Origin of the sequence: Geobacillus lituanicus (assembly GCF_050994965.1) — a bacterium.
GTDB lineage: Bacteria > Bacillota > Bacilli > Bacillales > Anoxybacillaceae > Geobacillus > Geobacillus stearothermophilus.
Genome location: NZ_CP194773.1, coordinates 921,775 through 944,056, shown reverse-complemented (window position 1 = coordinate 944,056; position 22,282 = coordinate 921,775). Strand labels below are relative to the sequence as shown.

The window sequence follows — 22,282 nt, the reverse complement described above, 5'->3', positions numbered from 1 at the left end:
ATATGAGCGAAGCGGATAGTCTATGCCTGTTTCGGACAAACTAGGAAAAAACGATGAGGAAGGAGCGAAACCATGGAGCGGAACGAAGCGGGGCGCCAAGACGCCTTATATGAGGGGCGCGATGAATATTACATGGATATTGACCGCATGATTAATGAAGGGATGGCTGGCGGCGTCGTGCACGGCCGCGGCGATGAGGTCAACATCGAAGAAGCGCGCGACCTGGTCAAAGAAGAACCGCCATACGACGCCGGCGAGTAAACGGAGCCGATTTTCCTGTCCACCAGGAAAATCGGCCTTTCTGTTATAATGAATGAAAAAAGGTAGAAAAGGGGGCGCCGTGATGTTAAAAGAGCTCGAATCACTTTATAAAGGGGACATTATCATCAACGGTCAACCGGCCGATCCCGAGGCGTACGAATGGTTTTACACCGCCGGGGGCGATGAGGTGGGCATCGCCAAAGAGCGGTTGACGGAACGAGAGCGGCAGCTGTTGGCGCTGTTATTGACCCCAGCCAACCGCCGGCGGGAGCCGGAAAGCGAAGAAGAACGGGCGTGGAAACAATGGATGGCCACCGGCCGCCCCGACGCTCCTGCGATGCTCTCTGCCCCATACTGCCGGTTCATTCATTTTCTCGTCAATCGCCCGATCGCCAACAAACAGGAATTTGCCGAAACGATCCACAACCTATTTGCCTCGCGGGTGCTGATCGTTTGGAATGAAGACAAGCGCGGGCTGCTGATTGAGGCCAAACAAAAACGGATGGCCGAGCCGCTCTTGCTGGCCGAAATGGCGGATGCGCTCGCCGCCGATTTTTATGCGACGATGCATTTGCTGATCGGCCCCGTTCGCCCGGTGAACGGGGAGCTGTACGAGTCGTTCCTTCTCGAGCAGCAATGTTTTGCCGCCGCCCGGCGCTTTTGGCCGAAACAGACGGTGTACGAATGGGAGGACGTCATTCCGCTTCCACTCCTTGAAAGCGCAGCAGACGACGGCAAGACAGGGCAAATTTTATCGTTTCTCGATGGGCTGGGCGAAGAGGAAGTGCGCGCCATGGAAACATTTTTAGAGTGCAATTTAAACGTCTCCATGGCGGCGAAAAAACTATATATGCACCGCAATAGCTTGCAATATCGGATCGACAAATGGGCCGAGCAAACCGGCATTGACATCAAGCGGTTTAAAGGCGCCGCGGCTGCCTATTTGGCTATTTTGCACCAACGCCGTGCGTAGCAGTGGACGCTTCCCCGTCATGTTGCCGAAAACGGGCGGCTTTTTTTGTGCACCTTGTCCATTTACGAATATTCACATTCATCTATATAATATGAGTGTGAGAAAACGATTTCAATACAGGGGGATTCGTGATGGCGGAACTCGTGTTGGATCATGTGTATAAGATTTACGATAACAACGTCACGGCTGTAAAAGATTTTAACTTACATATTCAAGATAAGGAATTCATCGTCTTTGTCGGTCCGTCCGGCTGCGGCAAGTCGACAACATTGCGGATGATTGCAGGCCTGGAGGAAATTTCTAAAGGCGATCTCTACATCGATGGAAAACGAGTGAACGATGTACCGCCCAAAGACCGCGATATTGCCATGGTATTCCAAAACTACGCCCTTTATCCGCATATGAGCGTCTATGATAACATGGCGTTCGGCTTAAAACTGCGCAAGTTCCCGAAAGCGGAAATCGAGAAACGCGTCCGTGAAGCAGCTCGCATTCTCGGCCTTGAGCAATATTTGGACCGCAAACCGAAGGCGCTCTCCGGCGGACAGCGGCAGCGCGTAGCATTGGGACGCGCCATCGTCCGCGATGCGAAAGTGTTTTTAATGGACGAACCGCTTTCAAACTTGGACGCCAAATTACGCGTGCAAATGCGCTCGGAAATCGCCAAACTCCATCAGCGTCTTGAAACGACAACGATTTACGTCACCCATGACCAAACGGAAGCGATGACGATGGCCACCCGCCTCGTCGTCATGAAAGACGGCGTCATCCAGCAAGTCGGAACGCCGCGCGAAGTGTATGAGAAACCGGAAAACATCTTCGTCGGCGGCTTTATCGGCTCGCCAGCGATGAACTTTATTAGAGGAACGCTGCAAGACGGCAAGTTTGTCGTCGGCCAGACGACATTCGGCGTGCCAGAAGGGAAAATGAAAGTGCTGCGCAGCCAAGGGTACGTCGGCAAGGAAGTCATTTTGGGCATCCGTCCGGAAGACATTCATGATGAGCCGCTCTTCTTGGAGGCATCGCCAACGACAAAAATTACCGCGCATGTTGAAGTCGCTGAGCTGCTTGGCGCCGAATCGATGATTTATTCAAACATCGGCGGCCAGGAGTTTGTCGCCCGCATTGACGCCCGCACGGAAATCAAGCCGGGCCACCGCATCGATCTTGCGCTTGACTTGAACAAAGCGCATTTCTTCGACGTTGAGACGGAGCGGCGCATCCGGGCGGCGGATGAGAAGTAAGCTCCCCCCATTGTTTGTATATAGACTTATTCGGCTCTAGCGCATCGCTAGAGCCTATTCTTTAATGAACCGCACCTCCTCCTCCCGGCAGTGCGGGCAATAGAACAGATGGACGCATTCATGGGTTCGATATGTGTGCGGGTAACCGTCAGCAAGCTTCATCACATCCGCATCCATGTACGGACTGTAGTCATCGAAATAATCCGTCACTTTCCCTTGGTCTTCCATCGGCTGCCGGCAATAGCTGCAATACACTGTCACCCGGCGCAGCCCGTTGCAAAGCGGGCACACATTCATGCTGCTTCCTCCTCTAAGATGCTTCTTACTTTTACATATTTCCTAATGATGGCGTCGATAAAACGTAAAAAATTACCATATTATCGCAGTGAATAACGGGCAAAAAACGTTCCAAACTATGAGTACCGCCAGCGAAACAGGCCGCCTGCCAAAACACTTCCGCTGGCGAACGCAAAAGCAGGTGGGCCGTTGGGTTCAGCCAAGCTTGGCAGCACGCTTCTTCGCGTGCAGCGCTGGTGCAAATCCAGCCAACCCAGCCATCAAAATTTCTAAAGGGAGATGATCAACTATGGCACGCAACAACAACAATAACCAACTGCTCGTCGCTGGTGCCCAACAAGCAATCGACCAAATGAAGTACGAAATCGCCCAAGAATTTGGTGTGAACCTTGGCGCTGACACGACTTCGCGCGCAAACGGTTCGGTCGGCGGGGAAATTACCAAACGCCTTGTAGCGATGGCTCAGCAACAACTTGGGGGCCAATTCGGAAACATTCAATAACCACCTTAACGAACAACTTCATATAGATGGCAAACGCCCCGGGCAGTCAGCCCGGGGCGCTTTCATATGGGAACGGGGAGCGAATCAGGCGCCTCCCGCCTGCTCGGCAAGCGGTTGGCTCAATGAGACAAGCACTTTGCGAATGCGCCGATTGTCGACTTGGCGGACGGTGAACGTCAGCGGGCCGTATTGCAACGTTTCGCCGACCGCCGGAATGCGCTCAAACATTTCAAAAATCCAGCCGCCCAACGTATGCGATTCACTTTCCGGCACGTCGATGTTCATCACTTCGCAAAATTCGTCAAGCGGCAGTTCAGCGCTGAATTCAAAACTATGTTCATCGATTTGACGCACGGTTTTTACCGCTTCATCATGCTCATCCCATATTTCGCCGACGATTTGCTCAAGAATATCCTCAAGCGTAATCAAGCCGGCCGTGCCGCCGAACTCGTCAACAACGATCGCCATATGCACTTTGCTTTTTTGCAGCTCCGGCAGCAAATCGGACACTTTCATCGATTCGACGACAAACAGCGGCTGGCGCAACAGCTCGCGGACGCACACGTCACGCTTTTGGACAAGTTCGCTGAAAAAGTCACTTTCCGACAAAATGCCGATTACGTTGTCAATATCCCCTTCATAGACCGGGATTCGGGAATATTTTTCCTCCAAAAATACATCGCGAATCTCTTCAATCGGCTGGTTGACCTCGACCGCCACCATATCGGCGCGCGGCGTAAAAATTTCTCCGACTAAAATTTCATCAAAATCGAGCGAACGTTGAATCAGCTCTTTTTCCTTGTTATCGATAACCCCTTCTTCTTCGCTCAGCTCGACCATCACTTTAATATCTTCCTCCGTAACAGCCGGCACGGCAGCCCCGTTGGCGAATCGCCGGGTCATACGCTCTTTCAGGGCTTGAAACAATGCCGTAATCGGCACCATGAGCTTCATCAGCCCATAGGCCAGGCCGGCATACCGGATGGCGAGCGGCTCCGCGTACTCTTTCGCCATCGATTTTGGCAAAATTTCACCGAAGACGACAAATAATACTGTCATCACCGCCAGCGTGGCAAACAAGCCCATCTGTTCCCCAAGCAACGAAACGGCAATGTCCGTAAAGAGCACGACCGTCACGACGCTGGTGAGGCGGTTGGCCACAGCAAGCGCCAACAACACGCGGTCAAGCTGACCGATCACCGCTTGGAGACGCTTATTGTGCAGATGCTCTTCCGCATAATGCCGCAACCGTGCCTTGCTTGCCGAAGAAAACGCGGCTTCTGCTGAAGCGACCAGTGCATTGGCGAGCAGGGAGAGGAAAAACCACCCGAACAACCTTAACGGCCACTCTTCCAACGAATCTTCACACTCCTATCGGAACATGACTATGTTATTCATATCCATTCCTTTCCCAAAACATGCCTGCTGAAGCAAAACTTTCGGCATCGGGCGGAATGAGGCTGCGCGGCTATCGGCAGCCGTTTCCGTTCCTTACCTTAAATATAACAAATTTTTCGCCAGCTGACTATAGCGGGAGGAATTACTTTCCATATATTACCATAAATCCACCTCAAAAAACGCGCCGAGGTGCGCCGGCGCGTTTTACGATTCGATCCAGCAGGAGCCAACAAAGTAGACAAGCACTACCAACGAGGCGATGTTCAACGTGACGGACCACTCAGCCATCCATCTTCCCTCCCTTTGCCTTCTTGCCTTCATCGTACTATATGGATAGCGGGAAAAGCAGGGAAAACAAGACGGCTTTTTGACAGTTTTGTGACTGAAAAAAAAAACAGGGACTCAAAAAAAGAGGTCCCCGTTTTCATCCTAAATAACGGTAATAAATCGTTTTCGCCTCGTTCACATCCTTTGTGCCGTGCACAAGCGCGCGCCCGTCGGCGAATACGACAAGCCGCTTGGCGCCGAGCGATACGGAGACGAGATACGGATTCGCTTCGGCCCGGAGCCCTTGGCGGCGAAAAAGAGATGCCAATTCGTTTACATCGTACTGGCGCCGGGAAGACGGGCGAATTTGCACCGAGTCGCGCCCGCACAGCACAGCGGTCTTCGTCTGATGTTCATAAGAAAGAAACGGATAAGATGGGCGATGTCCGCACGTCGGACAGTCGTCTCTTTTGACCGCGTCAATGCGAATCGCTGCGTATTCATTCGTCCAAAGATCAAACGAAACGAGCTTGCCGCGCAGCGCGGCCCAGTCCTCGACTAAAACTTTCAACGCCTCAGCCACTTGGTAACTGACGACCATCTGCACTGCCGGACTGATAATGCCGGCCGTGTCGCATGTCAATCCCCCTTGCGGCACCGTTTCAAGCAAGCAATATAAACATGGGGTACGTCCGGGAATAAACGCGTAACTTAATCCATAGCTGCCGACGCAGGCGCCGTAAATCCACGGAATGCCATATTTGTAGGCAACATCATTGATGATCATGCGCGCATCGAAGTTGTCCGTCGCATCGATCAATAGGTCGGGCCGCTGTTCGACAGCCAATGATTCCAACTGTTCGGCGTCAGCCTCACCGACTATCGCGTCGATCTTGACCTCGCTGTTGATTCGCTCGAGCCGCCGCTTGGCCGCGATCGCCTTCGGCAGCCGCTCTTTCGCATCCACTTCGCTGTAAAGCTGTTGGCGCTGCAAGTTGCTCCATTCGACATAATCGCGGTCAATGATCGTCAGTTTGCCAATGCCGGCGCGCACGAGCGCTTCGGCGTTTCCTGTGCCGAGCGCTCCGGCGCCGATTAAGACGACGTGCTTTTCCCGTATTTTCTTTTGCCCTTCCTCGCCAATCGGCGCAAATAGTTGTTGCCGGGAATACCGTTCATTCAAACAACACTCATTCCTTCCGTTGGGCTGCTTGCTGACGCGTATCGTTTTTTCGGGATGCGCCCGGCTTCATAACCGAGCCGTCCCGCTTCCACCGCCAGCTTCATCGCTTTTGCCATTTTTACGGGATCAGCTGCGCCGGACACGGCCGTATTCAACAGCACCCCATCCGCGCCAAGCTCCATCGCCAGCGCCGCATCGGCCGGCCCGCCGATGCCGGCATCGACGATCACCGGCACGGTCGCTTGCTCGATGATAAAGCTCAAATTGAGCGGGTTAAGGATGCCTTGCCCGGACCCGATCGGCGATGCCCCCGGCATGACGGCATGGCAGCCAAGCTCTTGCAAGCGCTTGGCGAGCACGACGTCATCAGACGTGTACGGCAAGACGATAAATCCTTCTTCCAGCAGCATTTCCGCTGCTTTTAACGTCTCAACCGGGTCGGGAAGAAGCGTTTTGTCGCAGCCGATCACCTCTACCTTAATCATATCACATAGCCCCGATGCTTTGGCCAGTCGTGCGATGCGGACCGCTTCCTCAGCCGTTTTCGCCCCGGCGGTATTGGGCAGAAGCTTATATCGGCTTAAATCAAGCTGCTCTAAAAAATTCGGCTGCTCCGGAGCAAAAATGTTCATTCGCCGGACGGCAAAGGTCAAAATTTCTGCGCCGGATGCTTCCACCGCTTCTTTTTGCACCTCAAGGCTCGGATATTTGCCCGTCCCGAGCAACAACCGCGAAGAGAATTCATACGGACCAATTTTCAGCATTTCAACCGCCTCCTACAAAATGAACAATTTCGACGCGGTCGCCGTCCGCCAACGCCGTCACCGCGTATTCATGCTTTTGAATAATGCGAACATTGACTTCGACAATGGCCAGCTTTTGATCAAGTCGAAAATGGGCGAGCAAATCGCTGACCGTTTTCACTTCGTCCGGCACTGCAACGTTCTCGCCATTAATGACTAAATTCATTCAACCCCCACCTTTTCTTCCGCGTGACGCGTTAATGAAAACGGTGACAAGTCAAACGCCGGCTCTTTCCGCTCTACTAGGTCGGCAAGCAGCCGGCCGGTGAGCGGGCTAAGCAAAATGCCGTTCCGGTAATGGCCGGCAGCGACAAATATCCCGCGCCGCTTTGGATGCTCGCCGATATAGGGCAAACCGTCTTTCGTTTGCGGTCGGATGCTGCTCCATGCCTTCACCCATTCTGCCTGTTCGACATCTGGAAGCAGACGGGCGGCACGGCGAAGCAGGCTCATCACCCCTGCGATTGACACGCGCCGGTCGTACGTCCCCGGCGTGGACGTCGCACCGATCAGCAGCCGGTTGCCGCGCTTCGGCACGATGTAACAGCCATTTTTCGCAAACACCGTCATTTGCACGAGCGGGGTTGGCGTACGCACCATGATGCATTCCCCCTTGACCGGGAATACAAAAAGCGGCAGCCCGAGCGCGGCCCCCAGACGCGCCGCCCAGGCGCCCGAGGCGATCACGACAGCGGCAGCGGCGAACGTTCCGCTCGCTGTTTCCACGGTATGCCCGCCGGCATCCGAACGAATGTCAAACACTTCCGTATGCTCATACAAATGCGCACCGGCGGAGACGGCGGCTGAAACAAGAGCGGCAGCCAAATCCGGGGCGCTCACTTGCCCGTCTCCGGGAATGTACATGGCGCCGGCCAGCGCCTCGCCCGCAAGACGCGGCTCCAGCTTAAGCGCTTCTTCTGCCGCCAGCCAGTGAACTATCTCACCCATTTCCTTCCAAAATGTATAATGGCGGTGCAACTCCTCCGCTTCTTCCGCATTCGTCGCAACTTTGAGCATCCCTTTTTCGACAAGTCCGATGTCAATACCGGTTCTCTCCCGCAATTCCGCAGCGAGCGCCGGCATGAGCGCCCGGCTTTGCAGGGCGAGCGGGATGAGCGGACTCGGCGCGGCGAACTCCGATTGCGCCCCCAGCATACCGGCCGCCGCGCTTGACGCTTCGCCGGCCATTGTTCCTTTTTCGAAAATCGCCACGCGGTGCCGCCGTTTGGCGAGCTCAAAAGCTGTCGCCGCCCCGATCACCCCGCCGCCGACAACGACGACATCATAATGTGCCCCCATTTTTCCTCTCCCCTCTCACGATTTGCGCCAAACGTCTTGCTTCCACAACCGGATCAGGCGCTAAAAAGACAGCCGATAACACCGCCACTCCCGCGGCACCGGCCTCCATCACCCGGCAGGCGTTGCCGGCATGAATGCCGCCGATCGCAATAACCGGGATGCAGACGGACGCGGCCATCTCCCGCAACGAATCGATGCTGCGCGGCGGCAATCCAGGCTTGCTGGCAGTCGGAAACATATGGCCGTACAGGCAAAAGTGAGCGCCGTCCTCTTCCGCCTGCTTCGCCTCCGTCAGGCTGTGCACGGAACAGCCGACTGTCAAGTCCGGAAACGAACGGCGGACGGCGCGCACCGGCAAGCTGTGATACGCGATCTGCACCCCGCCGACACCGTAGACGGCCGCGACGTCAACACGGTCATTGACGATGATTTTTTGCGGCGGCACCCCGGCGTAAAGCAGCGCGGTGACAAACTCGGCCACTTCGCGCGCCGTTTTTTCTTTCTCGCGAATGTGAATGGCATCCGCATACGGATGGATACGCGCACAAATGGCCGCGAATTCGTCGGCTGTTTGCCGCCCGGTGGAAATGAAGTGAAGAGCCCCCATCACAATCCCTTTCTTTCTGCCTACCGTACATCATGGACTGAAATATACGGGTAATGGACGCCCGCATAATAAGCGGCAACCAACAACGCAACGGTCAAGACGACAAACCAAATATCGCATTTGCCAAACTTGATTTCATAATAAAACGTACGCTGGCCGCTGTTGGAAAATTGTTTCGCCTCCATCGCCACGGCGATGCGCTGGGCGCGGCGGATGCTTTGTGCCAAAAGTGGGATGGCATAACGCTTCACTTTGCCAAGGCCGCCGCGGTTTGGCACGCCGCGCACTCTCAGCGCATACCGGACCGTTTGAAACTCCTCAATCATGATCGGCAGCAGGCGGACCGCCGCCAAAAAACTGTACGCATACTTCGGTTTCAGCTTCAATTGCTGCATGAGCGAATAAAACAGCTGCACCGGCCGAGTCGTCAAGGAAAAAATCAAGCCTAACAGCCCGAGCGCCAAGGCGCGAAATCCGAGATGCATGCCGCGCCAAAAGCTTTCCGCTGTTACGTGGATGAGCCCCCAGCGAAACCACGTTGTCGTCCCTTCGCCAAACATCATCATCGATGAAGCAGTGGAAACAAAGATCAGGAAAAACGGCAAAAACAGCCAAACAAGCAGCTTTGCTGGATACCCGGTGCCGAAGCAAAACAAAACGAACAGGGCGAGCGACAAATTGATGAGCACGTTCGGGTTATGAATGAACAACACCGCAAAAAAGAGCATGACGAGCACAATGAGCTTCAAACTCGGGTTCGCTTCATAAAGCCATGTCTCACGGCGCTGAATGTCCCAGTTCATCGCCATGTTCCTCCTTCAGCCAATACAGGCTCCACAGCAGCGAGGCGCTCATCGCGAACAAGCGCTCCGTCTTCCACCACCCATCGTCTCGTCGCAAAACGACGGACAATTTGTTCGTCGTGGGTGACCATGATGATCGCCGCCCCTTGCCTGCGGTATGACTCCAACATCGCCAACAACGCAAACGTGTTTTTCGCATCCTGTCCAAATGTCGGCTCATCAAGCAAAAAGAGGCGTTGGCCGGCGACGATCGAAGCAGCCACGCTCAACCGCCGTTTTTGCCCGACTGACAGCTGGTACGGATGCACTTCTTCCTTTCCGTCAAGGCCAAACGCGCTGAGCAGGCGGGTGACCGTCTCATTGATTTCCTCTTCAGGCCGCCCCTCAAGCCGCAGCGAATACGCCAGTTCATCGCGCACAGTATGGGTGACAAATTGAAATTCGGGATTTTGAAACACGAACGCGATATGGCGGTAAAGCGGCTGCCGGAGCTCGATATCCTCCCCGAACAATGTATATTCGCCTTCGGTGCGAATCAGTTGCATCAACCCATGCAAAAGCGTGCTTTTGCCCGCGCCGTTTCGGCCGGTGACGGCGATCCATTCTCCCGCCCGCACAACCGCCTCCGGTACGCTGATTTTCACCTCCCGGCCGCGAAAGCCGCGGAAACGGTGAAGGCGGATCAGCTCCTCGCCTTCCTGCCTTTCCTCCCGGCGCACGATCGGTCCGCATTCCTCCCAAACGTCCGGGTGCCAAATGCCTTCCGCCGTCATGACGTCCTTATATCGGGAAAATACTTCCCTCGCTCCTCCATCGGCGATGATGCACCCGTCGCTGCCAAGCAACACAATCCGGTCGACGAAGTCAAGAACATGGCTGATTTTATGCTCGACGATGACGACCGTTTTGTCCCGGCTCACATCCCGCACCGCCTGCCATACGGCTTTCGTCCCTTCCTCATCGAGCAAAGCCGTCGGCTCATCCAAAAACAAAACATCCGGCTCAAGCGCAAGAACAGAAGCGAGCGCCAACCGCTGCTTCATCCCGCCGGAAAGCGTATGAATGTCGGTGTGCGGTTCGATCGCCAACCCGACTTGGTCCAACAGCAAGCGGATGCGGGCGGGCATCTCGCGGCGCGGCACACTTCGATTTTCGAGGGCAAACGCGATTTCCTCATCGGCATACGGCATGCAAAACTGCGTATCCGGATCTTGAAACACATATCCCCATCGTTCCGGCCGCTCAAGGCGCCCGGCTTTCATCGGCACGTCGATCGAGTGGGGAATGATGCCGGCCATCACTTGCAAAAGCGTCGACTTGCCGCATCCAGACGGGCCGAGGAGAAGCACTTTCTCCCCGGCAGCAACGGACAGCGACAAATCGCGGAACAATAAGTCGCTATGCCCGGGAAACTTCAGGCGCAGCTGTTCGATGACAATGGCTTGCTTCATCGGTCATTCCCCTTACCGGTTCAGCGCATCGTAGTCCTCTTTGGAAGCCGGCCGCCACATTTGCGTCACCCCGGTTTTCTCAAGCGCCTTGGCCAGCGAAACGGCGAACACGCCGGAGATAAGAACGGCGCCGACAAAACGCGCCAGCAAAAAGAGCGCCATGTTCCACGGGGCGAGCGCCTCGATATATCCTTTGTAAAAGTCCATGATCAGCGAACCGACCGTCGCGCCGACGGCGCTGAGCGACACGACAAACACGTCAAACCGCCGATAGCGGAACGCCGCAAAGACAAGCTCGGCAAACAGCCCTTGTACAACCCCATAAATCAACACCTCAAGCCCCCACTGCGACCCCATCACCAACTCGCCCGATGAAGCCGCGATCTCGGCAAGCAGCGCCACCCCCGGTTTGCGAATGAGCAAATACGCAAGCGACGACGCGATAAACCACATGCCATAAATCAGTTGATCGGCATGAAACCCGAATACTTTCACCACTTCATACAACGGCCCCCACACTTTGTAAATGACGCCGAACACAACGGCAATCACAATCGTCGTTAAAATATCGGCCAGTTTCAACCCTTTCGATGTTGTTCCCATGAAAACTCTTCCTTTCGTGTTGTCGCCGTTTCACCGGCTCTTCACGAGCTCGGCCGATGGCCACCGCTCCAGTCGGTACGCCATCTCCCAAAACTGATACTCATAGTCGCTGCTGATCAAAAAATGCTGTTCCATCCGGCGCCGATCCTCCTCAGTCACGGCAGCGGCAATGGCGTCAAGCCGGTCGATCTGCTCCTCAACAAGCGAGCGAAACCAATCGGAGCTGTATGTACTGATCCACTTTTCATAAATCGGATCGTTCGGCCGGCACGTTTTCAGCCGCTCACCGATTTCGTAATACAGCCAATAGCACGGCAAAATCGCGGCAATGACATCGCCCAAATGCCCTTCATACGCCGCCCGGTACATATGCGATGTATACGCGTAAGCCGTCGGCGCCGGCATGAACGCAGCCCGTTCCTCTTCGGTGATGCCAAGCAGTCCGGCAAACGTTTCATGAAGCGACAATTCCGCTTCGCATGTGCTTTGGGCATGGTGCGCCAACCGGGCCGTCGTCGCCAAATCCGGCGATTTCGCCGCCCCGATCGCCTGAACGCGGGCAAAATGGCGCAAATAGTACGCATCTTGCATGACATAATAGCGGAATTTTGCGCGATCCAACGTTCCTTCGCCAAGCTCTTTGACAAACGGGTGACGGAAACTCGCCTGCCAGATCGGATCAGCCGCCTGGCGCACGCGCCTTGCAAACGACATTCGTATTCCCCCTTTTTCCAAAATAAAAGCGCCGCCTTCTTTACCGATTCGCGTAAAGAAAGCGGCGCGAGCATACAGATTTTCCAATGCGGCCAAAGCCGGCCTGCAGCTCCTCCACTTCCCTACGCTGGCATTACCCAGATCAGGTGCTAAGGGTCTCAAAGTCACACTTTGATCTCAGCCTGTTTACAGGCCCCCCTAGTGGATGTCTGATCGTGATGAAATTTTCTTTACATTTATCATATCACGGCCGCATCGGTTGTCAACCTTTTTTTCCGGCTGTCATTGCGCCGCGCTCCGCAATTCGCTATGATAAAAGCGCAACGATTGATTACCGGATGGGAGTTGGAACTGATGGCGAAAGTGATCTTGAAGCGGCAGCGAAAAAAACGGCTCGAACAAGGCCATCCGTGGATTTTTCAGAGCGAAGTCGACCGTATCGAGGGTGACATCACACCGGGAGATTTTGTCGATGTCTATAACCATCAAGGGTACTGGTTGGCGAAAGGCTACATCAATCCAGCCTCGCAAATCATCGTCCGGGTGTTGACGCAAAACCCGGATGACGAGCTCGATGAGCGCTTTTTCATCGACCGCATCCGCCGCGCCTGGGCGTATCGCGAACGGATGCTCCCGGGCGTCCGTTCATGCCGCGCCGTCTACGGCGAGGCCGATTTTCTGCCGGGGCTCATCGTCGATAAATATGAGGACGTGCTTGTGGTGCAAATTTTGGCGCTCGGGATGGAAGTGCACAAAGAGTGGATTTTGCGCGGCTTGCTTGACGTGTTCGCTCCAAGGGCCATTTATTTGCGCAACGATGTGTCCGTGCGGGAGCTTGAGGGTCTCAAACAGGAAAAAGGGTTTTGGTACGGGGAAGCGGAGACGGAGATGGAAATCGAGGAGAACGGCGTGAAATACATTGTCGACATTGAAAACGGGCAAAAAACCGGCTTTTTCTTCGACCAGCGGCAAAACCGCGCCGCCCTCCGCCCGCTCATCGGCCCGGAGACGACGGTGCTTGATTGTTTCACCCATACCGGCTCATTTATGCTGAACGCCTGCCTGTACGGAGCGAAGCATGCCACCGCCGTCGACATTTCCGAGCATGCAATTGAGACGGCAAAACGAAATGCGGCCTTAAACGGATTCACAAATGTAGAATTTGTCGTCGCCAACGCATTCGATTACTTGCGCGAAGCGGTGCGAGCCGGCAAACAGTGGGATGTCGTCATCATCGACCCGCCGGCGTTCGCCAAATCAGCCCATGCGGTCCCGAAAGCGCTGCGCGGCTATAAAGACATTAACTTAAACGGATTAAAGCTCGTCAAAGACGGCGGCTTTTTCGTCACGTCGAGCTGTTCGTACCATGTTCGCCCGCACATGTTCCAAGAGATGATCGCCGATGCAGCGTTTGACGCCAAAAAAGTGCTTCGCCAAGTGTACTGGAACGGCGCCGGCTATGACCACCCGAAACTGCTTGCCGCCGATGAAGGCGACTATTTAAAATTTACCATCTACGAAGTGCACTCGCGGCGCTAAAGAAAAACGCTTAAGGACAAACCTTAAGCGTTTCTTTCTTGCCGCGGATGAAGAGGTTGTTCTTTGCGCAGCACGCTCAAGTAAACGAGCATGGAAACAAACACCGAACCGGCGGCAGCTAGATAAATGCTCGGGTAGCCGAACCAATGGCTGATTTGCCCAAAGACGATGGCTCCGATGCCGACGCCTAAATCAAAAAACGAGAAAAACGTCGCGTTCGCCATCCCTTTCCGGTGAACAGGCGCCCGCTCCACCGACCACGCCTGCAGCCCTGGCTGCACCATGCCAAACCCAAAACCGTACAGCACTGCCGCAGCCAATAACGCCCATTCCCCCGGCAGCCAGGCGAGCATAAGCATCGCAAGCAAAATGAGCCCAGCGCCGGGAAGAAAGACAGCCCGATGACCTTTCCGGTCATACAGCTGGCCGGCGAACGTGCGCGTCACCATCAGGGCGAGCGCATAAAGCAAAAAATACAGCTGCAAACCGCCGATCCCTTTTTGCGCCGTATACAGCGGCAAAAACGAAGCAATGCCGCCGAACGTCACCGTTAAAAAGAAGAGAAGCACGGACGGAACGAGCGCCGTTTTTTCGTAAAGGTCCCACTTGTTCGTCTCATAGCGCGGCCTTCCCTCCACTTTTTTATAGGTGATGGCCGCCGCAAACAATACGGAAGCAACGCCAAGCAGAGCGCAAATCAGAAACAAATGGCTGAACGGAATGGCAGACGCCAGCACAAGCCCAAGCGACGGACCGAAAGCGAGGGCGATGTTTCCTGACAATCCGTAATAACCCATTCCCTCCCCGCGGCGGCTGGCCGGAATGATGTCCGTCGCCACTGTGCCGGACGCCGTTGTCGAAAACCCCCAGCCAATTCCTTGGACGACGCGCATCAAAAAGAGAAGAAGCATGCTGGTGATGACACTGTACGAACCGACCGAAATGACAAAAATGAGCAGCCCAAGCAAAAAAACAAACCGCCGTCCCCGCGTCTCAAGCGCATGGCCGGCAAACGGACGGACGAGAAGTGCGGAAAAAGTGAAAATCCCGACGACAAGGCCGATGAGCTGGTCGTTGCCGCCTAAGTGTTCGACAAACAGCGGCAGTGTCGGCAGCGTCATTTGAAATCCAAGAAAAATGAAAAAGTTGGCTAAGCAAATCAAAATAAAATTGCGCGTCCAAATTTTTTCTTTTTGTTCCGCAACAACTTGCCTTTGTTGCGCATTCATACCGATCCCCCTTGTACGATATGTATTTCGTGCCCCTTAATATTTGTCAGTATAACATAACTGTATGCTTTCGTTTAACGAAAATGTTTTTCCAGCACGTTTTTTCAAAAAAAGCCGCGCAAAGGCGGCTCCTCTCAACAGCGGCAAGCGGGCGGCCGCCCACATCCTTCTCATTGGGCGCCAAACGCCTGGAATTGCGCCTTGACCAACTCGTAGTAAGCGCCGCGCCGCCTCATCAGCTCCTCGTGCGCCCCTTGCTCGACGATGCGACCGTGGTCGAGGACGATGATATGATCGGCGTCACGGATCGTCGACAACCGGTGAGCGATGATAATAGCTGTCCGCCCGCTGAGCAGCGTTTTCAATGCCCGTTGGATGACAAGCTCCGTTTCGGTATCGATGCTGGCCGTCGCCTCGTCCAAAATTAAAATTTTCGGATCGGCCAACAGCGTGCGGGCGAATGACAGCAACTGCCGCTCTCCGACCGAAAGCACGCTGCCGCGCTCTTCTACCTCCGTTTCGTAACCGCGGGGCAGCTTCCTAATCCATTCGTGAGCGCCAACGGCTTTCGCTGCAGCCACCACGTCGTCATCGCTCGCCTCCGGCCGGCCAAAGCGAATGTTTTCCATGATCGTTCCCGAAAAAATGAACGTCTCTTGCAGCACGATGCTCACTTGCGACCGCAGGCTGGGAAGGGAAATTTTTCCAATCGGATAACCGTCCACCTTGACGATGCCGCCCGTTGCGTCATAAAAACGGGCGATCAAATTGGCAATCGTCGTTTTTCCCGACCCGGTATGGCCGACTAACGCGACGGTCTCGCCTGGTTGAATCGTCAGCGACACGCCATCAAGCGCCTTCCGGTTTCCGTCATACGAAAATTCCACTTGTTCAAAGTCGATGCGGCCTCGCATGGCGGGAAGATGCACGGCATCTTCCGCTTCGCTCACGAGCGGCCGTTCATCCAAAAACTCAAAAATGCGCTCGGATGATGCCATCCCCATCAAAATTTGGTTGTACACTTGCCCAAGCCGGGAAATCGGCTCCCAAAACATCCCTAAATAAAAGGAAAACGACACAAACTCGCCGATCGTGCAGTCGCCGCGCTCAATAAGCACGGCGCCGTACCAAATTAAAATCGCCGTCCCAAACGCCATCGTCATGTCAACGAACGGGCTGAACATGGCGTTTTTCTTTACTGCCTCTTTCCAAGTCGAGAAGTTTTCCTCATTGACGCCGCGAAAGTAAACGCTGTTTTCCGTCTCTTGGACGAACGATTGCGTCACCTTCATTCCTTGCAAACTTTCATTCAAATGAGAATTCAGCTTTGATTGTTTGATGCGCACGCGTTGCCATGAGGCGCGGATGCGCTTGCGCAAGTTTGTCGAAATGAAAAACATCAACGGCAAAATGACCATCACAGCAAGCGTAAGCGGTACATTGAGCGAAAACAAAATCGTCACAATGCCGACAAGCAGCAGCACATCCGTCAATAAATTGACAACCCCGTTTGTAAACAAGTCTTGCAGCGACGTTGTATCGTTCATAATGCGCACTAAAATCGATCCGGCCGAACGCTGGTCAAAAAAGCGATGCGACAACGTCTGCACATGGGAAAACAAATGGCGGCGCAGATCGTAAATGACGTTTTGCCCGAGCATATTCATCCAACGAATGCGCATCATGTTGGCGATATACAAAAGGATGTACAATCCGGCGATCAAGGCAATGAGCTTTGCAAACAGCGCCTCATTTCTTTCACTAATGGCCCGGTCAAACATATAGACGCCGATGAAAATCGGCAGCACGAGCCGCACTGCCGTTGCGGTCATCACCGCTAAACATGAAAGCGGCAGCAAATTGCGGACATACGGCCGCAAATAGCCAAGCAAGCGCCACATTTGCTGCCAGTTGAACGGCTTGTCGATCGCCACATCTTGCGGATAATGGAACCGTTCGGCCACCAGTTTCTGTCGTTCTGCCCTATTCATCCGATCCACCTACCTTGCCGCTTCATGCAATACCGCCTGTTGATCCCGGTATTGAATATCGTAAATGCGCCGATATATGCCGTTGTGCCGCAATAGTTCCTCATGCGTCCCCCGTTCGGCAATTTTGCCGCCATCAAGCACAAGAATTTCATCGGCATGTTTCAGCGACAAAATGCGGTGGGCGATAATGAACGTTGTTTTTCCCTTCATCGCTTCCCGAAGCGCCGCTTGAATGCGCCGTTCCGTTTCCATATCCACTGCGCTCGTCGCATCGTCTAAAATCAGGATGCTCGGGTTTTGGCAAAGGGCGCGGGCAATCGCAATCCGTTGCCGCTGTCCCCCGGAAAGGCCGAGGCCGCGTTCGCCAAGCACTGTTTCGTACCCGTCCGGCAGCTCCATAATGAATTCATGCGCCCCAGCCCGCTTCGCCGCCGCGACAATTTCCTCCATCGTCGCCTCCGGCCGCCCGTAGGCAATGTTCGCCTTCACCGTCGAGGAAAACAAAAACGTTTCCTGCATGACGACGCCGACGGCGGCCCGCAGCACGCGAAGCGGATATTGTTCGATCGGCCTCCCATCAATGAGAATGTCTCCTGCGCTCCGTTCGTAAAAGCGGGGGATCAACTGCGTCAAACTAGATTTTCCCGACCCGGTCGCCCCTATCAGCCCGACCGTTTTGCCTGGATGGGCATAAAACGAAATGTCCTGCAACGCCGGTGCCGATTCATCCCGATAGCGAAGCGTCACGTTGCGAAATTCGAGTTCGCCGCGAATGGCAGTGAGGGAATCGTCCGCCTGGCTGTCGTTGATTGTTTCCTTTTCTTCCAAAATCTCCAACAGCCGTTCTCCCGACGCCTTGGCCTGCGAAAACATGTTGATCGTAAACCCAAGCTGCATAATCGGGCCGAGCATATACCATGTTAAGCTGTAGAAGGCGACAAGCTCGCCTGGGCGCAGCTCATTCGCCATCACCAAATGCCCGCCATACGCCAGAAGCAACACGACGCATATATTCCCGATCGCCTCCATAAGCGGAAAATAGTTTGCCCAAACGCGCGAAGTGTCAAGCTGGCTTTGGCGCAGTGCGCCGTTTCGGTCATCAAATCGCTCCTGCTCCGTCCTCTCTTTGGCGAGCGCCTTGACCGTCCGGATGCCGCTAATGTTTTCTTGCACTTTCGTATTGAGAGCGGCAAACGACCGGCGAATGCTGCGAAACGCCGGATGCACCCGGCGGTCAAAACGATAGACGGCGACGGCCAAAAACGGCAGCGCCGCCACTGTCACCATCGTCAGCCGCGGCGAATAGCATAGCATGACGATCAGGCTGGCGCCGACCATGATGAGAAAGCGAAGCGCTTCCGAACAGCCGAATGCCAGAAAAAAGCGCAACCCTTCCACATCTGATGTCAGACGCGACATTAAATCGCCTGTTTTCGCGTTATCGTAATAACGAAACGGCAAGCGCTGCAGTTTCTCATACAGCGCATCGCGCAAAGCGCGCACCGACTTGATGCCGAACAGATCCGCCAAATAATGCTGTGCAAACGCCGCCCACGCCTTGAACGCCATCATGACGACAAACCCAGCCGCCATCCACGGAACGAGCCTATATTGGCCGCCTAAAACGACGCGGTCGATCGTCTGCTGCAAAATGATCGGATAAATCACGGTGATGCCTGTAACAACGAGCAACAAGAGCAACGACCAAATAAAGTCATGTTTATACGGAAAGTAAAAGGGTTTTAATTTTCGGAAAACGGACATTCTCTCCCCTCCCCTTGCCGGTTGCCTTCCCATCCGCTTTTTCACTCTGCGGGCGAATGTTCGCTCACATCGTCTCCCCTCCAAACAGGGCAACTATTTACTTTCCCCATTTTACTCTTCGATTCCCGAAACAAATAGATGGAATCGAAACAAGAATTTGTATTATCGTAACATTCCATCTTTTGTAAAGCGGCGGCGAAATTCGGTCGGGCTCATTCCTTCCCGCCGCTTGAATATACGGCTGAAATAGGCGAGCTGGGAAAATCCGCACCGCTCCGCGACCTGCTCAACCGTCAAATCGCTGGATACAAGCAAAAGCCGCGCCTGCTCAAGCCTCACCTTTTGCAAATATTCCATCGGCGTGCAATCGTACACCATCCGCATACAGCGCGCGATATGATTCGGATGGAAGCGAAGCGCCTCGCCAAGGTCGCGATAGCGAATGGTCCGGTGATAGTTTTTTCGCAAAAACGCTGCTGCCTCGGCAGCCACCGCCGCGGCGTGGGAAGGGGGTTCAGCCGCCCGGTCGGCGCATAGCTCCTGCAACAGCTGCTGAAAAACCAAATGGCGCCGCCATTCGGCAAAAAACGCCGTCTCTCCCATTGAGCGAACAAGCTGCTCACAAAGACGGCCGACCGCTTCGATATTCGGTACGTCCCCATATTTCGGCAAGTAAATCGAAAACGGCTGTTCAGCGAACAAATGACGCCGCTTCACCCTCCCGTTTTTTCTTTCCGCCCCCCCGTCTATGTGCTGCCAGCCGCCAGGCGCCAAAAAATGAAACCAATAAAAGCGGGTGTCTTCCGTGCAGGGGCGCGTCGGATAATGGCGGCCGGCAGGATATAGAAAGAGAAACTGCCCCGCTGCCACTTCGTATGGCTGCGCTTGTTCGCCAAGACACAAGCGCCCTGACATAACGATAAGCAAATCAAACACACCGATATCACGCCGGTCTGGATGACATTGTCCAGGCCGATACGTCATTTCCCCGCCAGCCACAAATGTCGGAAGCGGCGGGGCGAATAGTTCCAGCATGCGTTCCTTTCCCCCTTTCTGAGTAAAAAAGCCGCCAAATTGGCGGCTTTTTTACCATCCTTTCCGTTCCCGCAATGATGTAATTTGCGCGGTATGGTGCTTCCCGTGCCATGTATACAGCGCGGTCAATACGTACAGCGGCATCGGCTGCAACGCTCCTTCCGGCTGGACAAGGCGATGAAAATCCGCTTCTGTCATTGACTCAAGCAGCGTCGCCCACCGTGCATGCAGCCCGTCAAGCAATAAAAGCGACGATTCGATCGACAATGTGCGGGCATCAGCCGTTTTGGCCCATTCGCTTTCGATAAACGGTTTAACAGCCGGCGCCTCTTCCGTCAATCCCCATTTCGTGCGCAAAAACGCGTTCATGCTGGCATCGGCCAAATGGTGGACAACTTGGGCCACCGTCCAGCCGCCGTCGCGATATGGCGTATTCAATTGCTCATCGTTTAAATCGGCGACAGCAGCCCGCACCGCGTCAGGCAGCCGGCGGACATCGGCAATCCACTGCTGCACGTCTTCCGTCCGGAACTGCGCCGGCGCTTGAAACGTTCCGATCGGGTAGCGAATCGGATCGACCGTCCCCATGTTGATCATCTCCCTTCCGTATTCATTCATTCCACACAGAAAGGCAAATTCCTTCTTATTCTTTCCAGATGTATACGCGCGCCTCGTACGGTTTCAGCTTAAAACGCGTCGCATTTTTATGCGGACGGACCGGGTAGTTCGAGAGCGCCAAATCGCTTGACTGAAGGCGGAAGCCGTCATAGCGGTAAAGTGACGGGCGGTCCGACAAGTTGACGACTACAAGCGCGCGATCACGTCCGAGCGTTCTTGTGTACGCGTAAATGGATGGGTGGTTTTCCAAAAGCAGATCGTACGTTCCGTAAACAAACAGCTCGTTCGCTTTCCGAAGCTGAATCATTTGTCGATAAAACGACCATACCGAGTTCGGATCGCGCCGCTCGGCCTCGACATTGATCGTACGATAGTTTTCGTTCACCTTGATCCATGGCGTACCTGTCGTGAATCCAGCGTTTGAGGCACCAGACCATTGCATCGGGGTGCGCGAGTTGTCGCGCCCGGTTTTCCAAATGATCGTCATCGCTTCCTCATGGGTCCGCCCCTTCGCCCGTTCGAGTTCATACAGGCGAAGAGCGGACACATCACGATAATCACGGATGTCATCGAACCGCACGTTCGTCATCCCGATCTCTTGCCCCTGATAAATGAACGGCGTCCCTTGCATAAAAAAGTAAAGCGCGCCGAGCGCCTTGGCGCTTTCCGCCCAATAGTCGCGGTCATTGCCCCACGTCGAAACGGAGCGGGGCAAATCGTGGTTTTCCAAAAACAACGCATTCCACCCGCGGTTTTCAAGCCCTTTTTGCCATTTCGTCAACGTCCGCTTTAGGCGACGGACATCGATGGAACCATCCGCACGCCTTTCCCATAGCCCTAGATGCTCAAACTGAAAAATCATATTGAACACGCCGTTTTCTTCCCCGACCCATTGTTCGGCCTCATCAACCGTTACTCCGTTCGCCTCGCCGACCGTCATAATGTCATATCGCGCAAACGTTTGCTCTTTCAACTCTCTTAAATATTCCATAATGCCAGGCTGGTTCATATGCCCGGCAAACGACGGTACATACTTCAGCCCCTTCGGGTTTGGCAAATCGGGAAGACCCGGCTTTTTCTTAATGTGGGAGATCGCGTCGATGCGAAAGCCGTCGATACCTTTATCCAGCCACCAGTTGACCATCTCATAAAGCGCCTGGCGCACCTCACTGTTTTCCCAGTTCAAGTCGGGCTGTTTGACATCAAAAATATGCAGATAATATTGACCCGTCCGCTCGTCATACTGCCACGCCGAGCCGCCGAAAATGCTTTCCCAGTTGTTCGGTTCGCGCCCGTCTTTGCCGTCGCGCCAAATGTACCAGTCGCGCTTCGGATTGTCGCGCGATGACCGCGATTCGATAAACCACGGATGCTCATCACTCGTATGGTTGATGACCAAATCCAAAATGACTTTCAACCCGCGCCGATGGGCTTGGGCAAGCAATTCATCGAAGTCATCCATCGTTCCAAACTCATCCATAATGGCATAATAATCGCTGATGTCATATCCGTTATCGGCGTTCGGCGACCGGTAAATTGGACAAATCCAAACGATGTCGACTCCAAGCTCCACCAAATAATCCAGCTTTTCGATGATGCCGCGAAGATCGCCGATGCCGTCGCCGTTGGCATCCATAAAGCTGCGCGGATAAATTTGATAGGCGACGCCCTCTTTCCACCATGTTTTTTTCAAGGCTGCCT

22 protein-coding genes and 1 riboswitch are annotated in these 22,282 nt (G+C 54.4%); of the genes, 5 read left to right on the top strand and 17 right to left on the bottom strand.

Features of this window, described 5'->3' with window-relative positions; translation table 11 throughout:
• Positions 1-72: 72 nt before the first annotated feature.
• From ACR1UW_RS04760 to ACR1UW_RS04750, 3 genes are all read left to right on the top strand, one after another.
• Complete coding sequence (locus ACR1UW_RS04760; RefSeq protein ID WP_033011064.1) at positions 73-261, top strand: hypothetical protein; 189 nt, start codon at positions 73-75, stop codon at positions 259-261.
• An 82-nt stretch (positions 262-343) separates the two neighbouring features.
• Positions 344-1,234 carry a PucR family transcriptional regulator gene (locus tag ACR1UW_RS04755; RefSeq protein WP_498934721.1) on the top strand — a complete coding sequence of 297 codons (891 nt, stop codon included), beginning with the start codon at positions 344-346 and terminating at the stop codon, positions 1,232-1,234.
• A 131-nt stretch (positions 1,235-1,365) separates the two neighbouring features.
• Positions 1,366-2,478 (top strand): ABC transporter ATP-binding protein, encoded by a 1,113-nt coding sequence (locus ACR1UW_RS04750; protein WP_095858906.1) that lies wholly within the window; start codon positions 1,366-1,368, stop codon positions 2,476-2,478.
• 54 nt (positions 2,479-2,532) lie between these two features.
• Here the strand turns inward: ACR1UW_RS04750 and ACR1UW_RS04745 are convergent, their stop codons facing one another.
• Positions 2,533-2,775: a hypothetical protein gene (locus ACR1UW_RS04745; RefSeq protein ID WP_237419851.1), complete on the bottom strand. Its 243-nt coding sequence runs from the start codon at positions 2,773-2,775 to the stop codon at positions 2,533-2,535.
• A gap of 289 nt (positions 2,776-3,064) precedes the next feature.
• On the opposite strand from ACR1UW_RS04745, the gene ACR1UW_RS04740 reads away from it, so the two are divergent.
• Positions 3,065-3,277 (top strand): alpha/beta-type small acid-soluble spore protein, encoded by a 213-nt coding sequence (locus ACR1UW_RS04740; protein WP_011230133.1) that lies wholly within the window; start codon positions 3,065-3,067, stop codon positions 3,275-3,277.
• A gap of 84 nt (positions 3,278-3,361) precedes the next feature.
• Here ACR1UW_RS04740 and ACR1UW_RS04735 read toward each other — a convergent pair whose 3' ends face one another.
• The 10 genes from ACR1UW_RS04735 to tenA form a co-directional block, all read right to left on the bottom strand.
• A complete protein-coding gene (locus ACR1UW_RS04735) occupies positions 3,362-4,633 on the bottom strand; it encodes a hemolysin family protein (protein ID WP_289643693.1) in 1,272 nt (423 codons plus the stop codon).
• A gap of 466 nt (positions 4,634-5,099) precedes the next feature.
• Entirely contained in the window at positions 5,100-6,125 is a 1,026-nt protein-coding gene (locus ACR1UW_RS04730) for a thiazole biosynthesis adenylyltransferase ThiF (RefSeq protein ID WP_033013858.1), read from the bottom strand.
• A complete protein-coding gene (locus tag ACR1UW_RS04725; protein ID WP_033013859.1) occupies positions 6,122-6,889 on the bottom strand; it encodes a thiazole synthase in 768 nt (255 codons plus the stop codon). Before ACR1UW_RS04725 ends, ACR1UW_RS04730 begins: the two co-directional genes overlap by 4 nt.
• Before the next feature lies 1 nt (position 6,890).
• Positions 6,891-7,094, bottom strand: coding sequence for a sulfur carrier protein ThiS (thiS, locus tag ACR1UW_RS04720; protein ID WP_033011052.1), 204 nt, complete (start codon positions 7,092-7,094; stop codon positions 6,891-6,893).
• Complete coding sequence (thiO, locus tag ACR1UW_RS04715; protein WP_498934717.1) at positions 7,091-8,227, bottom strand: glycine oxidase ThiO; 1,137 nt, start codon at positions 8,225-8,227, stop codon at positions 7,091-7,093. The genes thiS and thiO overlap by 4 nt, the downstream gene beginning before the upstream one ends.
• The gene (gene tenI / locus ACR1UW_RS04710; protein ID WP_289651883.1) at positions 8,211-8,834 is read right to left on the bottom strand and encodes a thiazole tautomerase TenI; all 624 of its coding nucleotides are present in this window, start codon (positions 8,832-8,834) and stop codon (positions 8,211-8,213) included. The genes thiO and tenI overlap by 17 nt, the downstream gene beginning before the upstream one ends.
• A 20-nt stretch (positions 8,835-8,854) precedes the next feature.
• On the bottom strand, positions 8,855-9,637 hold the full coding sequence (locus tag ACR1UW_RS04705; RefSeq protein WP_033011047.1) for an energy-coupling factor transporter transmembrane component T family protein: 783 nt from the start codon (positions 9,635-9,637) through the stop codon (positions 8,855-8,857).
• Positions 9,634-11,088 (bottom strand): ABC transporter ATP-binding protein, encoded by a 1,455-nt coding sequence (locus ACR1UW_RS04700; protein ID WP_063210556.1) that lies wholly within the window; start codon positions 11,086-11,088, stop codon positions 9,634-9,636. Before ACR1UW_RS04700 ends, ACR1UW_RS04705 begins: the two co-directional genes overlap by 4 nt.
• A 12-nt stretch (positions 11,089-11,100) precedes the next feature.
• Positions 11,101-11,691: an ECF transporter S component gene (locus ACR1UW_RS04695; protein ID WP_044745052.1), complete on the bottom strand. Its 591-nt coding sequence runs from the start codon at positions 11,689-11,691 to the stop codon at positions 11,101-11,103.
• 30 nt (positions 11,692-11,721) lie between these two features.
• Entirely contained in the window at positions 11,722-12,405 is a 684-nt protein-coding gene (gene tenA, locus ACR1UW_RS04690) for a thiaminase II (protein WP_033011043.1), read from the bottom strand.
• Positions 12,406-12,507: 102 nt separating this feature from the next.
• Positions 12,508-12,615, bottom strand: a riboswitch (TPP riboswitch).
• A 144-nt stretch (positions 12,616-12,759) separates the two neighbouring features.
• Here tenA and ACR1UW_RS04685 point away from each other — a divergent pair.
• Positions 12,760-13,944, top strand: a complete 1,185-nt coding sequence (locus ACR1UW_RS04685; RefSeq protein ID WP_289643687.1) for a class I SAM-dependent rRNA methyltransferase — start codon at positions 12,760-12,762, stop codon at positions 13,942-13,944.
• A 23-nt stretch (positions 13,945-13,967) separates the two neighbouring features.
• Here the strand turns inward: ACR1UW_RS04685 and ACR1UW_RS04680 are convergent, their stop codons facing one another.
• From ACR1UW_RS04680 to ACR1UW_RS04655, 6 genes are all read right to left on the bottom strand, one after another.
• A complete protein-coding gene (locus tag ACR1UW_RS04680) occupies positions 13,968-15,173 on the bottom strand; it encodes an MFS transporter (RefSeq protein WP_289643686.1) in 1,206 nt (401 codons plus the stop codon).
• Between the two features lie 170 nt (positions 15,174-15,343).
• Positions 15,344-17,164 (bottom strand): ABC transporter ATP-binding protein, encoded by a 1,821-nt coding sequence (locus ACR1UW_RS04675; RefSeq protein ID WP_033011038.1) that lies wholly within the window; start codon positions 17,162-17,164, stop codon positions 15,344-15,346.
• A gap of 9 nt (positions 17,165-17,173) precedes the next feature.
• Entirely contained in the window at positions 17,174-18,928 is a 1,755-nt protein-coding gene (locus tag ACR1UW_RS04670; RefSeq protein ID WP_033011037.1) for an ABC transporter ATP-binding protein, read from the bottom strand.
• Between the two features lie 162 nt (positions 18,929-19,090).
• Positions 19,091-19,963 carry a helix-turn-helix transcriptional regulator gene (locus ACR1UW_RS04665; RefSeq protein WP_033011036.1) on the bottom strand — a complete coding sequence of 291 codons (873 nt, stop codon included), beginning with the start codon at positions 19,961-19,963 and terminating at the stop codon, positions 19,091-19,093.
• Between the two features lie 51 nt (positions 19,964-20,014).
• A complete protein-coding gene (locus ACR1UW_RS04660) occupies positions 20,015-20,551 on the bottom strand; it encodes a YfiT family bacillithiol transferase (RefSeq protein WP_033011034.1) in 537 nt (178 codons plus the stop codon).
• 55 nt (positions 20,552-20,606) lie between these two features.
• Positions 20,607-22,274 carry a glycoside hydrolase family 13 protein gene (locus ACR1UW_RS04655; protein ID WP_033011032.1) on the bottom strand — a complete coding sequence of 556 codons (1,668 nt, stop codon included), beginning with the start codon at positions 22,272-22,274 and terminating at the stop codon, positions 20,607-20,609.
• Between the last annotated feature and the right edge of the window lie 8 nt (positions 22,275-22,282).